Genomic DNA, 14,093 nt, shown 5'->3' with positions numbered 1-14,093 from the left:
TTTTAGTAGTTAAGGTTCAACTCGAAGTTAGTGATCTGCTGCTGGTAGGCGTGCCATTCGTCCCACTTGGCGCGCAGGAAGTACTCGAAGACATGCTCGCCCAAGACCTCTGCCATGAACTCCGACTTCTCGAACTCACGCAGCGCCTGGTCCAGGCTGACCGGCAGGTCGCGGTAGCCCATTGCGCGGCGCTCGCGGCGAGTGAGCTGATGGACATCGTCCTCAGCGGGATCACCTAGCTCGTAGCCTTCTTTAATGCCGCGCAGGCCGGCCGCCAACAGCACCGCGTAGCCCAAATATGGGTTCATTGCCGAATCCAGGGAGCGGATCTCTACGCGGCGTGACTCCGCCTTCCCCAAACGGTAGGTAGGCACGCGCACCAGCGCGGATCGATTGGATACGCCCCAGGTTGCCGAGCCGGGCGCCTCGTTGCCGAACATCAGGCGCTTATAGGAATTGGTCCACTGGTTGGTAACTGCCGTAATCTCCACGGAGTGCTCTAGGATGCCCGCGATGAACTGCTTGGCCGTGGTGGACAAGGAGAATTCATCGTCTGGATCATGGAATGCATTGTGCTCGCCCTCGAAAAGGCTCAAGTGCGTGTGCATGCCGGAGCCTGGCAAGTGTTCAAAAGGCTTCGGCATGAACGTGGCCTGGACTTTTTGGTCAGCAGCCACCTGTTTAATGACGTGGCGGAAGGTCATGATGTTATCGGCCATGGTCATCACGTCGGCATGGCGCAGATCGATCTCCTGCTGGCCCGGCGCGGTTTCGTGGTGGCTGAACTCGGTGGCGATGCTCATTGCCTCAAGCGCTGACATGGCGCGGCGGCGGAAGCTTGGCGCACGATCGTGGGTGGCTTGGTCAAAGTAGCCGCCGTTATCCGTCGCGATGAGATTGGTATTGTCTAGCGACTGTTCCAACAGGTAGAACTCAATTTCCGGTGCGGCCATGCAGGTAAAGCCCTCATTGGCGCTCTCAGTTACCTGGCGGCGCAGGATATGGCGCGGATCCACCATGGAAGGTTGGCCATCCGGCTGCGCGATATCGCAGAACATTCGCGCTGAGATAATGTCCGGATCATCCTGGTCGAAAGGCATGATCTGGAAGGTCGACGGATCCGGCAGCGCCAAAGTGTCCGACTCAGAAATACGAGAAAAGCCTTCAATTGATGAACCATCGAAGCCCACGCCCTCTTCAAAAGCAGACTCCAGCTCAGAAGGGCTCATGACCACGGACTTGAGTGCACCCAAAATGTCAGTGAACCACAGGCGAATGAAACGAATATCGCGTTCTTCGACCGTGCGCAGGACGAATTCATGTTGGCTGTTCATGTTCTAAACCTTACCTTCGAATCGAACGAGCGTTGTGCACTCTATCGGACACTTTTGGGGCACTTCTTTGCCCAGTTCAGCAAAGCATCGCGGGGGCGAAGAACGGGGGCGAAAGCATGCAGTGGTGTCCGTTCGCCGTGCTTTCCTATTGGCACATACGAACACACGTACTAAAGGGAGGAAAGTATGTACCGCTCACACAACCAGACCCAGGACCGCACCCAGCAGGCACTAACTAACCAAGCAATAGACCTTGTAGTCGCCGCCGCGGGGAAAGGATGGTCACCCTACGACCTACTGCACGTATTAGGAACCGCAAGCCACCCCATCCTCTTCCGGGCGGCCCCACGCATCCCGGCACGCATTACTTCACCTGCGTTGAGAAAAGATTGGCTGATGTTAGCCCCTCCCAAGCGTGCATCAATTTCCGTTCCGAAGACAAAGCTGCGCGCGATAGTCGATCAACTGGCAAAGCTTCCCCTGCTACGCGATACTGAGCTACTCGCTGGTGCGCCGGGCACGAAGTCTGCAGGTGGCGGCTCCAAGCAAGAAAAGATTCGGGAAAAGGTGACCAATTTGCTGCGTAAAGCCGAGTCCACACCTTTCGAAGATGAGGCGGATGCGTTGATAGCCAAAGCCCAATCCTTGCAACAGCGCTACCGCATTGACGAGGTTTTGGATGCAGACCAGGTGGATTACCTTGCCCGGCGCGTGTATATCCATACGCCGTATGTGAAGCATCAAGCCACTCTGCTCGGCGTCATTGCCCACCACAACGGGTGCGCCACGGTACTCGTGCATGGCAAAGGCCTAGCGAGCGTCATTGGATCCGCAACAGATACGGCACACGTAGCCCAGCTCTTTGATTCACTTAACCGCCAGTGTGACTGGCACATGCGCTCGGGCAACGGAGCCGCGGAAGCGCGACGTCGCGGCAACACCGCCGCATATCGGCGTAGCTTCTTACTGGCCTATGCCGCTCGCATTGGTGAGCTACTTGATGAAGCCAACTTCGAAGGTCTCGCAGACGCCGCTAATGAACACAGCGCAGAGAATGGAAACGATGCAGCCGGCCGTGAACTTGCGCGCCGCGCTATTCCGGCTCTATATGACCGACAAGTCAAGTCTGAGGAAACACGCAATCGACTCTTTCCGCACCTTTCCTCAATGTCCTTATCAGCTTCTAGTTGGGCAGGCGTTAATGACGGCGTGAACGCTGCCGAAAAGTCCTGTTTTTCAGGCGATTCGCGGGGATTAGATGGCCCCCGTGAGGTTGCTAGTTAATGGCTGCAAATGCAAACACATTTGCTCCGCGGGCCAGGTAGGCTACTGATAAGTAATCCAGATTATTGATACGTACTGACAAAGGTGTGTGCATGTCCACCAAGACTTTCCTCGAAGTCGAAGCAAAGTTCGCCGTTGCTGAGTCCATCCAGTTGCCAGAGCTGACTCGACTCAGCGGCGTCGATCACATCGCTGAAACCCGCAAACACGCACTTTCCGCCATCTACTACGACACTGAGGATCTGCGCCTGACCCACGCCAAGATCACTCTCCGTCGCCGCACTGGTGGAAACGATGATGGCTGGCACCTCAAGATTCCGGAGGCCAAGGGCCGCACCGAAATCCATGCGGAGCTAGGTGAGCCAGTTGATGGCCGCTACGAGGTCCCGGCTGAGCTCCTCCGCGAAGTTCGTTCCGTTGTTCGCAACCACGCTCTCGAGCCCATCGCCCAGGTCGACAACAACCGCACCGAGCTTGTCCTCGCGGATGCACAGGGCAAGGCTGTCGCGGAGTTCTGCGACGACCATGTCACGGCATTCTCTTTCCTTCCCGGCGGTGGCCAGCAGTCTTGGCGCGAGTGGGAAGTTGAACTCGCAGGTGATCTGCCAGGCACCAAGGATGGTTCCTGCTTCATCCGTGAGGCAACCTCCCTTCTCATCGGAGCTGGTGCTCGCGTATCGGCATCCCCGTCCAAGCTGAAGACTGCCCTGGGCGATTCCATCGACAGCGCTCCCCTTCCCCCAGCGCTAGCGAATTCCAACGTGGAACCAGACTCTGCGGCTGCGGCAGTGGTCACTGCTTTGAAGACAAACCGCGACAAGCTTGTTGACTACGACCCACGCGTTCGCCGCAATGAGTGGGATTCCGTTCACCAGATGCGCGTTGCGACCCGCGAGTTGCGCAGCCACATTCAGACCTTCCACGGCATCGTTGTTGGTCCTGAGATTGAGCGCATCGAAGCGGAGTTGAAGCAGCTCGCCAGCATCCTCGGCGCGGCGCGTGACGCCGAAGTTGTTGAGGAACGTTGGCTCAACCTCCTCGCTTCCGAGGACTCCAACACGTTGGACGATGCAACGCGCGAGCACATCTCTCGTGACATGGGGACGGCCTTCCGCAGGGCACACCGCCACGTAGTTGCTGCACTGGATTCTGACCGTTACCTCGAGCTGCTCGATTCTCTCGACCAATTCTTGGCTAACCCACCAGTGGCTGAAGACTCCGAACTCGAGCTTTCTGAAGCTGACGACGCAGCTGTAATCTCGAGCGTCACCCCAGCCGAGCCAACTGCTGAATCCGCAGCCGAGGATTCCCAAAAGCCTTCGAAGAAGGATGAAGAGCCGCATGACATGGACACTGTCATGGCGCTGCACCTGAATGAGGCCTACAAGAAGCTGGTCAAGCGCCACGAAAAGGCAGTTAAGAACTGGGATAACCTAGAGCTGACTCTGCACGAGCGCGAGAACTACTTCCACGACATGCGCAAGGCAGCCAAGAAGCTTCGTTATGCCGCTGAGGCCGCTGGTTCTGCAACTAACTTGAAGACCAAGAACCTGTACAAGGCTTGCAAGGACATGCAGTCTGTCTTGGGCGACTTCCAGGATTCAGTGACTTCGCGTGACAAGCTGCTTGAGCTGGCCAATACCGCTCGTCGCCGTGGCGAAGACACCTTTGGCTACGGTCTGCTCTACCAGCGTGAGCGCGCGATTGGCTTGGAAGCACTCGATGACTACGCGGAGTCTTTCAAGGCTATCAAGTCCGCATTCAAGCCTTTGAGAAAGAAGCTGAAGAAATAGGCCTAAGCATGGGTGTTTGCTGACAAGGCAAACGAGAACGGCGCCGCTTCCTACATGGTGATGTGGGAAGCGGCGCCGTTTTGGTGTTTAGTCCTCAGCCTCGTCGTAAGCATCTGCTGCCTCATTGCGGGCCTTGGCAATCTCGATGGCGCGCTCGGCCTCTTCGCGGGTGGCGTACGGGCCCATGCGGTTATCCCAACCGCTTTCGGTGCCCTGGGTTACCTGGCCGGTGGAAGTGTCGTAGTACCACTGCTTATCTGAATCAGTCATTGTCAGACTCCTTATCGCTTGAGCCCCATGTTTCCACCCGGTCAGCCGACATCGCAGGTGGCGGTGGCCGGCGGCCACCCTAGGGCGATGAGGGTTGTCACCACCTTACAGACAGATCCCCGGCAGCGTCCGGCGGGCATCACGCTAGACTATGAAGGTCCCGAGTCCCAGCAGCATTACAAGGAGATCCGCCCACCATGCCCATGTGGTCCACGCCTTCTACCCCAGCCGCGGAGCGAATCCGCGCTGCCCACCTCGAATTAGTAGGCACGGAACCTGCGCATATTGCCAGCGCACCAGCAACTTGGTCGCTCATCGGCGAGCACATCGATCACTTCGGCGGTGTAACTGTAATGGGCGTTGCGGATCTCAACGCGGCTGCTGCAGTCAGCCCCCGCGACGACGGCACCATCGCCGTCCACATCGTGCCCGCCCACGGCGAGACCATCCATGACTCCATCAGCTTCAGCGAGCTGACCAAACGCGCCGCTGAGCAGCTTCCTTCCATCGACTCCGAAGGTCAGCCCGTCATTCCCCCGGCACCCGTCGGCGGCATCGCTGCCCGCTGGGGCGGCATCGCACACACCATGATCAACCGTCAGCTGCTCTCCCGCGAGACCGCCGGCGTCGACATCACCGTGGTCAACGACATTCCATTCGAGTCCGGCCTCGGCGCGCTGGCCGCTGGTGACGTCGCCGTTGCCCTCGCATTGCTCGGCGACGCTGAGGATCTCCACGACGCTCCCCTGCGCGCCCGCATCGCTGACGTGTGCTCCCAGTCCGTGGGCACCTTCGCCGAATACCCCGCGCTGCGTGCCCGCCACACCGCGGCCCTGCGCGGCGTCGGCGAGACCGTGACCATCGTCGATTACGCCGACGGCTCCGTCACCCAGGCCCCGCACCCAGTCACCCGCGAAATCGCCGCCTTCGCTGTCACCGTCCCCGGTGACTTTGACGCCACCCCCGGCGTCGCCGCCATCCGCCAGCGCGAGCGCTTCATCGACGACGCCTGCCACGCCTTCGGCGCTGAATCGCTACGCCTGCTTCCCGACGCCTCCCAGCGCGTCCTCGACTGGCTCAAAGCCGTGCACAAGGTCCATGGCTCGCAGAACCAGCCTTCCCTCGCTGAGGCCGCAGAGTGGCTGACCTTCTACACCGAAGAAAACGAGCGCGCCCAAGAACTAGCCCGCGCCCTGCGCTCCCGTCGCGGAGCTGACCTCTTCCCGCTGCTCAACCAGTCACAGACTGCCCTGGCCACCGTCTACGGCCTACACACCGCCGAGAAGATCGCCGAGCTTGTCAACGTCCGCGGCGCCCGCTCCGCGCGCTCTGCGCACGCCGGAACCTCGCAGGCAGTCATCGCCTTCGTCCCTGCCACCAAGGCGGAGAACTTCGCCGCCGACCTAGCCGAGGATGGCCTCCTCGTGGTGCCGCTGCATGGCGGCGAGCCAGCCACCACGCACTAGGCCACGCTAGAACCGCGCTAACGAGTCCTTACTGTCTAGTCTGCTGGCCAAGCAAAGAGCACTTCCCGCGTCTGGACATCCGCCTTAACCAGGGAAACAGTGACCTGACCGCCCGTCTCTGGGTTGCCCACCGCCTCCGCAAACACCGGCGGCTGGGTCACAAAGAGTCGGGCCTTCTCACGCTTGGCCCCGCCTTGCACCACGATGGCCTCGAAGTTGCTACCCACCCACGGCGCCAGCACCGTCGCTTCGGTCAAGTTGAGACATGCCTTGTCCACCTGGGAAGCCAAGCGGGACGTGCTGCTCATCGTCTCCACTAAGTCACCTGCTCGCGCACTGACCCACTCCGGAACCTCTTGTTCATTGGCAAGCGCCAAGCACACCTCAGTGGCAAAGCGATCAGCCAGACGGCGCAGCGGCGCCGTCACGTGGGCATAGTATCCACCGATTCCAGCGTGGACCTCTGCTTCACCATCCTGCAGCCACACGTAGCCCGCACCGCGCAACAAGCGCTGCGCCTCGCGCATCGCGGCCATGCCACGCGGCGAATCGGCGTCGAGGCCCTGCAGGAACTCGGTAATCGAGCCTTCGCCAAGCGCAAAGCCCAATTCCTCAACCTCGCTGCGGAACTCCTCCTCCGCCTCCCGGGTTGCGGCAGGCAACGTGCGCAGCAGCCCAATCCCCTTCGACTCCATCAGCTGGCCCGCGCACATGCCGGTGAGCAGTGAAATCTCGGAGTTATAGTCCATCACCTCGTAGCGCGGCTCGATGACCAGCTCATAGCGGTGCTGACCGTCCTCCTCGAATTCCTCCACACTTTGGGAAGGAACACGCAGGTTAATCGCCTCTCGGTGCAGCGAAGACGCCTGACGCAGCTTGCCCACCTGCGGCAAAAGCGCAATCGAGGAATGCAGGCGGCCTGCCGCAAGATCCTCGTGCACCCCCTCGTAGTCCAATCGCGCTCGCGAGCGCACCAGCGCGCGCTCCACGGTGAAGTCCTCGACCTCACCCGCCGAGTCAAGGTCGATAGTCCAGAGAACGGCGGGACGGTCGACGTCGGCAAGCAGCGATGCCTTGTCCTCCGAAAGCTGCGGCGGGTGCAGGCGCGCCGGCTCGTCCGGCAGGTAGATGGTCTGCCCGCGACGGAAGGTCTCATTCTCCAGGGCGCTGCCGGGCTCGACGAACGCGGCGACGTCGGCAATGGCGTAAAAGACCCGGTAGCCCCCGTTACGAGCCTCTATGCACACCGCCTGGTCCAAGTCCATGGACCCCTTTGGGTCGATGGTCACCAGCGGGATATCGCGAGCGTCGCGGCGCTGCGTGACATAGCGATCCTGCGCAGCCTGGGCCTCATCGAGGACCTCCTGGCTGAAGTCGGTGGGAACAGAGAACTCCTCGGCAATCGTGCGGAAGTTTAAAGGAGCTGCATAAAGCTTCATGCTGCCCCATTGTTCCAGAAAAATGGGCGAATGAGCCGGCCTATAAGCCGGATTCTGTCTTCCCGCACGCACATAGCGTGCGGCGGTGAACATCCATCTAGACCAACCGTTGCCAGTTGGTTCAAGCAGCTACCTTCAGGCTAAAGCGAGCAGCCTTCAAACGCCTGATCAAGCCCGCAGTGTGCCGGCCATGATGCCTTGCTCCCAGTGGGGTTTACCCAGCCACCGCCATCACTGACGGTGCTGGTGAGCTCTTAACTCACCGTTTCACCCTTACCTCACGGATCTTCGTACGACGCGGCGTAGCGAAGTCGTTCGGCGGTCTACTTTCTGTTGCACTTGCCCGCGGGTCGCCCCGGGTTGCCGTTAGCAACCACTGTGCTCTGTGGAGTCCGGACTTTCCTCGTCCCCCGCCTTGCCCCTCGTGGAGGTTGGTTCGGAAAGGACGCGTTCACCCGGTCGGCTCATTCGCGCGTTACAGTCTAGCCCAGAGCCCGCAAATGCCCCACATCGTTGAAGCCGCGCAGCATAGAGCCGCCGTCCCAGAATTCCGCAATGCTTATCGACGCCAAGTCCAAGAACAAGCGATTAAACGTCACCGGTCCTGCGTCCAAGCTTTGGCGGATAAACGACTTGATGGGGTTGACGTGGGAGACCACGACCACGGTCTTGCCCGCGTACTTTTCCTGCAACTCCTGGCGAGTCTTGCGCACGCGGCGGTGAACCTGCTGCAAGGACTCGCCGCCGGGGCAGGCCACGGAAGGATCCTCGAGCCACTGGCTGTGCAGCTCCTCGTCCGTGGCATGCGCTTGCGCGAAAGTCTTGCCCTCCCAGAGACCAAAGTCGACTTCGATAAGACCCTCGACTGTCTCAATGCTCAACTTTTCGCCCTCGGTACCGTCGGGATGAGCGGAGCGCACGCTGGCCGCGATGGCTTGGGCGGTCTGCTGGCAGCGCTTGAGCGGCGAGCAGACGATGGCGTCGACCTGTGTCTCGGCGAGTGCCTGCGCGGCTGCGAGCGCCTGCTTCTTTCCCAGCTCGGTCAGCTCTGGGTCAGCATGGCCGGAGTACTGCTTGGCAGCGGACATCTCGGTCTGGCCGTGGCGCACGAGGATAAAGCGCGTGACTGGGCCTTGCTCGGTCATCCAGTCGCTGGGCTGCGGAGCTGCGGTATCTGCAGTTACCTCTTCGCCCGCGCCCACGATTCCCACCGGGGCACCCGCAGCGGCAGCATCCATCGCCACGTTGGACAGGGCGTCGGCAGCCTTGTTCTTGGCACGCGGCACCCAGGTCAGCGTGAAGCTGCCAATCTGGTCGATGAGTTTGCGTGCCTCCAACGCCAAGGCCTGCATGTCGGGGTGCTTGATTTTCCAGCGCCCATTCATCTGCTCGACCACGAGCTTGGAGTCCATGTAGAAGTCGACGTCGTCCGCGCCCATCTCCACGGCGGCCTCCAAACCGCGCAGCAAGCCGTGATACTCAGCCACGTTGTTGGTGGACTTTGTGCCCACCACATACGCGATTTCCCGCAGCAGCTGCTTGCGGTCAGCGGAGTAGACAGCCGTGCCAGAACCCGCGATACCCGGGTTGCCGCGGGAGCCACCGTCAGCAAAAATAACCAGCTTCATTAGGCAGGACGCACCAAGAAGGAGCCGCAGTCGCTGCACTGCGGGAGGACGTCGGCAGGCGCATTGCGCACGGCGTTTTGCTCAGCCGGCGGCAACACGATGAAGCAGCCGCCGCAGGCGCGGCCCTTGAACGCGGCAGCGCCCACCCCGTTCTCGTGGCGCACGGTGTCGTAGTCTGCGAGGACGTCGGCAGGCAGCTGCGCGCGCAGCTCACCGATGCGGATAGCCGGGTCCGCCTGCTTCGCGGCGGCGTCGTTAGCTGCCTCCGCGGCACGTGCGAGAACCTCCAGCTGACACTGCGACTCGTCCACGCGCGCACCGTGTACGTCACGGTTGGAACGCAGGGCGTGAATCTCGTTGTGGGCTTCCTGCAGCTCACTCATCAGATCCGCAATGCGGGACTTCGCAGCGTATAGGTCATGCTCCAGGTCCTTGCGGCGCTCCGGATCGACCTCGGCGCCCAGCTGGGCCTTGTCGTCGCGCTCGCGCTGACGCAGCTTGCGCTCATCGGCCTGGATGCGCAGGATTTCCAGCTCCATGTCGTCGACTGCGAGCTGGGCGGAACCGGCGGCGTCGACAAGCCGCTTGTGCTTTGCTTGAGCCTGCTCGTACTCCTGCTGTTCTGGGACGACCTTCTCGCCGCCCACGCCTTGGGAGCGCTCCAGGTTAGCAAGTTCCAGTAGGACAGGCTGCAGTTGCTGTGTCAGTTTCATTTAGTTCTCCTTTGGCTGCTCATGATTTTCCCCATGCGCAGAGATAGTCCATGGGTCGGTGCGCAGCTTGATGATTTCAGTATCCACCTTTAATGCTTCCACCACGATATCGCGCGCCTGCGAGGTCCACGGAAACTCGCTGGCCCAGTGGGCCGTATCGATGACGGCAGGTCCCCCGGCGCGCAGATGCTCGTCCACGGGGTGGTGGCGCAGATCCGAGGTGACATAGACGTCCACGCCCAGCTCGCGCGCGGTGTCCAGGAACGAATCCCCGGAGCCGCTGGATACGGCAACTCGCTTGACGACGTCCTCCGGGTCACCCGCCGCGCGAATCCCCCAGGCGGTTTCCGGCAGCGCGTTCGCCACCTGCTGTGTGAACTCGCGCAGGGTCAACGGCTCGGGCAGCTCGCCGATGCGGCCAAGCCCCAGCGCATCCGCGGGGACCTCGCCGTCAAAGCGCTCGTGCGGCACGACGGGGCGGCCCGGCTCGATTCCCACCAGCTGCGCGAGCTTGTCATTGACGCCGGGGCGCGCCTTATCCGCATTGGTGTGCGCGGCAAACAGCGCAACGCCGCCCTTGATCAGGGTGTGGATGACCTTTCCCTTGGGGGTATCAGCCGCCACGGAGGTCACTCCGCGCAAAAGAAGCGGGTGGTGAACGACGAGCATCTGCACCCCGCTGGCGACGGCCTGCTCCGCGACGGACTGGGTGCAGTCCAAGGCGAAGGCGACTTTGGTAACGGAATCGTCTGGGTCGCCGCAAATGAGACCGACCGCATCCCAGCTCTCAGCCAAGTGCGGTGGATATGCCTCTTCAAGGACGCGGCGGACCTCGCCAACGGTAGTGGAAGTGTGGGCCATAATGGGCCTCCTTCGTGCTTGTATCACTGTGTTTTTCGCTCTCTGCGCGCTGCTGCACTATCCTAGCTTTCGTTCAGAAATCGTTCTATTTGCTCTAAGGTCGTAGCCTGATGACTTCTGAGGACAATCCCTCCGCATTGCACCTCGTGTTTGTATGCACGGGCAATATTTGCCGCTCCCCCATGGCGGAAATCATCGTTCGCGATGCCATGGAGAACGACATGCTCGACCTCATCGCGCGCACGTCCTCCTGCGGCCTTGGCGGCTGGCACGTGGGCCAAGGCGCTGACGAGCGCGCCATCGCCGAGCTGCGCAGCGGCGGCCACGACGGCGCAACGCACCGCGCGGCGCAGCTGGGCCCCGAGCACATGGACGCGGACCTTTTCATCGCAATGGACTCCGGCCACCGCGACGCCCTCATCAAGCGCGGCATCGACCCAGAGCGTGTGCGCTTGATGCGCAGCTTCGACCCGAACGCCGAGGACCAGAACATCGAGGATCCTTATTACGGCACCGCCGAGGACTTCGCGCGCACCCGCAAGGAAATTGAAGCCGCCGTCCCTGGCCTGCTGGATTGGATTCGCCAAGAGCGGGTCTAGGATAAAAGGCATGCTGAAGACGTTCCTCAAGCCTGGGTGGGTACTGCTGCTCATCTTTGTTGTTGCCTTCTCCTACTTTGCGTTCACGGTTCTAGCGCCGTGGCAGCTAGGCAAGGATGACCAGATTGTGGAGCGCAATCACCTCATTGCGGAGGCCTACGAGGCGGATCCGCGCCCGCTTAATGAGGTGGTGACTAAGGACGGCGCCATCAAGGACGACGAGTGGTCCCGCGCCACGCTCACCGGCCACTACCTCGCCGACGACGAGGTGCTGCTGCGTTTGCGCCCCGTCTCCTCGGGCGCGGTGTACCAGTCCTTGGTCCCGTTCCAGACAGATTCCGGTCTAACGATGTTAGTCAATCGCGGATGGATTGCCGCAGGCGACGGCAACACCGTTCCGGAGATTCCCCCGGCTCCCGCTGAGGACGTCACCATCACGGGCATGATCCGCGCCGACGAGCCGCAGCACTCTTCCGCACCGATTAACCAGGAGTGCTACCAGCAGGTCTACTCCATTCATACGGAGGAAGTCGCTTCGCTCACGAATACGAAGCTGGGCAAGGACTACATCCAGCTCTCCCCAGAGCAGCCGGGCGAGTTGACCGCGCTGGAGGTCCCGCAGCTCGACCGCGGTAACCACCTTTCCTACGGCTACCAGTGGATTGCCTTCGGCATCATGGCGCCGCTGGGCTTGGGTTACTTCGTATGGTCTGAGCTCCGCGAGCGCCGCCGCGCCCGCGAGGAGGAGGCGGCTTTGCACGCCCCGCTTGACGACGCCTCCCCTTTCGAGCCTCTCCAATCCCCCGCCGGGTCGGCCCCTGCTCCGGCGCCTTCTGCCGAGGTCCCTTCTGCTGCGGCCCAGGCAGCCCCTCAATCACGCCGCACGCGCTCCCGCTACGGCGACTCGAAGCCAGACTTCTATGAGAAGATTCGCGAACGCGGCCAAGAGCGCTTTTAAGCCGTACACTGTCCTAGAGTTGATCGCGTGAATATCTTTCTCGATGTCGACGGCACTTTGGTCAACTCTTTTCCGGGGATTTCCCGCTGTGCGCAGCTAACTTTTGCCGACTTGGGCTACCCCGTTCCCACGCTCGAGCAGCTGCATTCTTTTCCCGGCCCGCCGCTGGAGATAACACTTGGGCTGTTCGGTATGAAGGCTGAGGACATCCCACGCGCGGTGGCGACTTTCCGAGGCTACTACCACGACTTTGGTTGGCAGGAAGCGGAGCTCTTCCCTGGCTGGGCCGAGGCACTGCCTCGGTGGAAGGCAGCTGGGCACACCATTTGCACGGCCACGAGCAAAGACGAGGACATGGCGCGGCAGATGCTCACACACCTTGGGGTCGCAGACAACTTCGACTTCATTGGCGGTGCCGACGACGCCACCGGCTCCCGCCCCACCAAGCGCCACGTCATCGAGTGGGTGCTCGACTCGATGAACCTGCGTGGCCACGAGGAACGAATCCTAATGGTGGGCGACCGCCACCACGACGTCGAGGGCGCGCGTCCACTGGGCATCCGCACTGCTCTCGTAGCTTGGGGCCACGGCAGCCAGGCCGAGTTCGACGACGCCGAATTCTTCGTCAGCTCCGTCGAGGACATCGACGCGCTGCTCGCTGCGTTCTAGCGCCGCTGCAGTTTTGGGCCGCGGAACGGTGGGGTCGGCGGCCAAACGTGCACAACTGCCAACGAAGCCCACCGGTTCTGCTCTGGGCGCGGCTTCCTCGTCAGTTAGGTAGATCCAGCAGGCAAAGCAGGACGCCGCGGAACCGGCACCGACCACAAACACGACGCAAGGCCTTGCGTATCGCGCCGAGGACCGACGGCAGAAGCTGAAACGTGCACAACTGACAACGAAGCCCACCGGTTCTGCTCTGGACGCGGCTTCCTCGTCAGTTACGCAGATCAAACGGGGGCTAAGTAGCAAAACGAAAAGTCCCGCGACACCGATAGGAACGATGTCGCGAGACTTCACAATTGTGCGGCCTGAGGGGATCGAACCCCCGACCTACTGGGTGTAAACCAGTTGCTCTTCCAGCTGAGCTAAAGCCGCAGTGCGCTTTGACGCTTGAACAAGGTTAGCCCATTCAAGCGCCAAGCTACAAATCCGCAGGTTATTGCTACTTCTTGGTGTTTCCGCGGGCAACAAGACAGGAACCTTGCCATTCGCCCAAACGCTCTGCTTTGGTCTGCACCAAGCCAGCCAATTGGGCTGATTCGGAGATTTCACCTGGAGCGAGGTTGCCCGGCTTGCCTGCACCTGGGGTCAGCAGCCACACTCGGCCGGCGTCGCCAAGCGGGCGGGAGGCGTCAACGAGCCCGTCGACAAGGTCACCATCCTCGGCTCGCCACCAGAGAAGCACGATGTCGCAAAGCTCGTCGCTCTCCTCCTCGAGAAAGTCCTCGCCGAGAACGTCCTCAATAGATTCGGAGATGCTGGCATCGCAGTCCTCATCCCATCCCAATTCAAGGGCGATCTGCCCTTCACGGATGCCGAGTTTGCTGACTGCATCAGCCACTACTTGATTCCTTCCTTTTTCTGGCATGGAAAAGATCATAACGCCTTCTGCCCCACTTTTCGCGATTGCACTGCAGATTTACCGCACAATCACCTTTTGCAAAGTTCGCAAATAATCGACTTCACCGGCAGTGAAGCTGCCTATGCCCCCTTCACACACACAGATGATCGGGGGAGGCGTATTCTGG

The 14,093-nt window shown here is 61.2% G+C and carries 13 protein-coding genes, 1 tRNA gene and 1 other RNA gene; 6 read left to right on the top strand and 9 right to left on the bottom strand.

Annotated features, from left to right (window positions below; all coding sequences use genetic code 11):
* Positions 1-2 precede the first annotated feature (2 nt).
* Complete coding sequence (locus tag CHU71_RS04165; RefSeq protein WP_147760263.1) at positions 3-1,334, bottom strand: glutamine synthetase family protein; 1,332 nt, start codon at positions 1,332-1,334, stop codon at positions 3-5.
* Positions 1,335-1,520: 186 nt separating this feature from the next.
* Here CHU71_RS04165 and CHU71_RS04160 point away from each other — a divergent pair, with 186 nt between their 5' ends.
* Positions 1,521-2,618, top strand: a complete 1,098-nt coding sequence (locus tag CHU71_RS04160) for a DUF2786 domain-containing protein (RefSeq protein ID WP_147760262.1) — start codon at positions 1,521-1,523, stop codon at positions 2,616-2,618.
* A 92-nt stretch (positions 2,619-2,710) separates the two neighbouring features.
* Positions 2,711-4,411, top strand: coding sequence for a CYTH and CHAD domain-containing protein (locus tag CHU71_RS04155; RefSeq protein WP_147760261.1), 1,701 nt, complete (start codon positions 2,711-2,713; stop codon positions 4,409-4,411).
* Between the two features lie 87 nt (positions 4,412-4,498).
* Here the strand turns inward: CHU71_RS04155 and CHU71_RS04150 are convergent, their stop codons facing one another.
* Positions 4,499-4,681: a hypothetical protein gene (locus CHU71_RS04150; protein ID WP_049062562.1), complete on the bottom strand. Its 183-nt coding sequence runs from the start codon at positions 4,679-4,681 to the stop codon at positions 4,499-4,501.
* Positions 4,682-4,878: 197 nt separating this feature from the next.
* Between CHU71_RS04150 and CHU71_RS04145 the strand changes: the two genes are divergently transcribed.
* On the top strand, positions 4,879-6,147 hold the full coding sequence (locus CHU71_RS04145; protein ID WP_147760260.1) for a galactokinase family protein: 1,269 nt from the start codon (positions 4,879-4,881) through the stop codon (positions 6,145-6,147).
* A gap of 35 nt (positions 6,148-6,182) precedes the next feature.
* On the opposite strand, the gene CHU71_RS04140 is transcribed toward CHU71_RS04145, so the two are convergent.
* The 5 genes from CHU71_RS04140 to CHU71_RS04120 all read right to left on the bottom strand — a co-directional run bounded on the left by CHU71_RS04140 (position 6,183) and on the right by CHU71_RS04120 (position 10,788).
* The gene (locus CHU71_RS04140) at positions 6,183-7,586 is read right to left on the bottom strand and encodes an RNB domain-containing ribonuclease (protein WP_147760259.1); all 1,404 of its coding nucleotides are present in this window, start codon (positions 7,584-7,586) and stop codon (positions 6,183-6,185) included.
* A gap of 27 nt (positions 7,587-7,613) precedes the next feature.
* Positions 7,614-8,053: RNase P RNA component class A (gene rnpB / locus CHU71_RS04135), an RNA gene on the bottom strand.
* 15 nt (positions 8,054-8,068) lie between these two features.
* Positions 8,069-9,214: a bifunctional RNase H/acid phosphatase gene (locus tag CHU71_RS04130; protein ID WP_147760258.1), complete on the bottom strand. Its 1,146-nt coding sequence runs from the start codon at positions 9,212-9,214 to the stop codon at positions 8,069-8,071.
* Positions 9,214-9,927: a zinc ribbon domain-containing protein gene (locus CHU71_RS04125; protein ID WP_147760257.1), complete on the bottom strand. Its 714-nt coding sequence runs from the start codon at positions 9,925-9,927 to the stop codon at positions 9,214-9,216. The genes CHU71_RS04130 and CHU71_RS04125 overlap by 1 nt, the downstream gene beginning before the upstream one ends.
* Entirely contained in the window at positions 9,928-10,788 is an 861-nt protein-coding gene (locus CHU71_RS04120) for a Nif3-like dinuclear metal center hexameric protein (protein WP_147760256.1), read from the bottom strand. It abuts the gene before it with no gap.
* 110 nt (positions 10,789-10,898) lie between these two features.
* On the opposite strand from CHU71_RS04120, the gene CHU71_RS04115 reads away from it, so the two are divergent.
* Genes CHU71_RS04115 through CHU71_RS04105 form a run of 3 tightly spaced genes read left to right on the top strand, consistent with a single transcriptional unit; the run spans position 10,899 to position 13,014 of the window.
* Positions 10,899-11,387, top strand: a complete 489-nt coding sequence (locus CHU71_RS04115) for a low molecular weight protein-tyrosine-phosphatase (RefSeq protein WP_049159236.1) — start codon at positions 10,899-10,901, stop codon at positions 11,385-11,387.
* A gap of 10 nt (positions 11,388-11,397) precedes the next feature.
* Positions 11,398-12,345, top strand: coding sequence for an SURF1 family protein (locus tag CHU71_RS04110; RefSeq protein ID WP_147760255.1), 948 nt, complete (start codon positions 11,398-11,400; stop codon positions 12,343-12,345).
* 27 nt (positions 12,346-12,372) lie between these two features.
* Entirely contained in the window at positions 12,373-13,014 is a 642-nt protein-coding gene (locus CHU71_RS04105; RefSeq protein ID WP_147760254.1) for an HAD hydrolase-like protein, read from the top strand.
* 353 nt (positions 13,015-13,367) lie between these two features.
* Here CHU71_RS04105 and CHU71_RS04100 read toward each other — a convergent pair.
* A tRNA-Val gene (locus CHU71_RS04100) sits at positions 13,368-13,440 on the bottom strand.
* Between the two features lie 67 nt (positions 13,441-13,507).
* Entirely contained in the window at positions 13,508-13,906 is a 399-nt protein-coding gene (locus tag CHU71_RS04095) for a DUF3052 domain-containing protein (protein ID WP_147760253.1), read from the bottom strand.
* Positions 13,907-14,093 lie beyond the last annotated feature (187 nt).

Source organism: Corynebacterium sp. LK14 (assembly GCF_008042215.1).
Taxonomy (GTDB): domain Bacteria; phylum Actinomycetota; class Actinomycetes; order Mycobacteriales; family Mycobacteriaceae; genus Corynebacterium; species Corynebacterium striatum.
The sequence above is the reverse complement of the archived record's forward strand: the minus strand, read 5'-3'. Positions and strand labels throughout refer to the sequence as shown.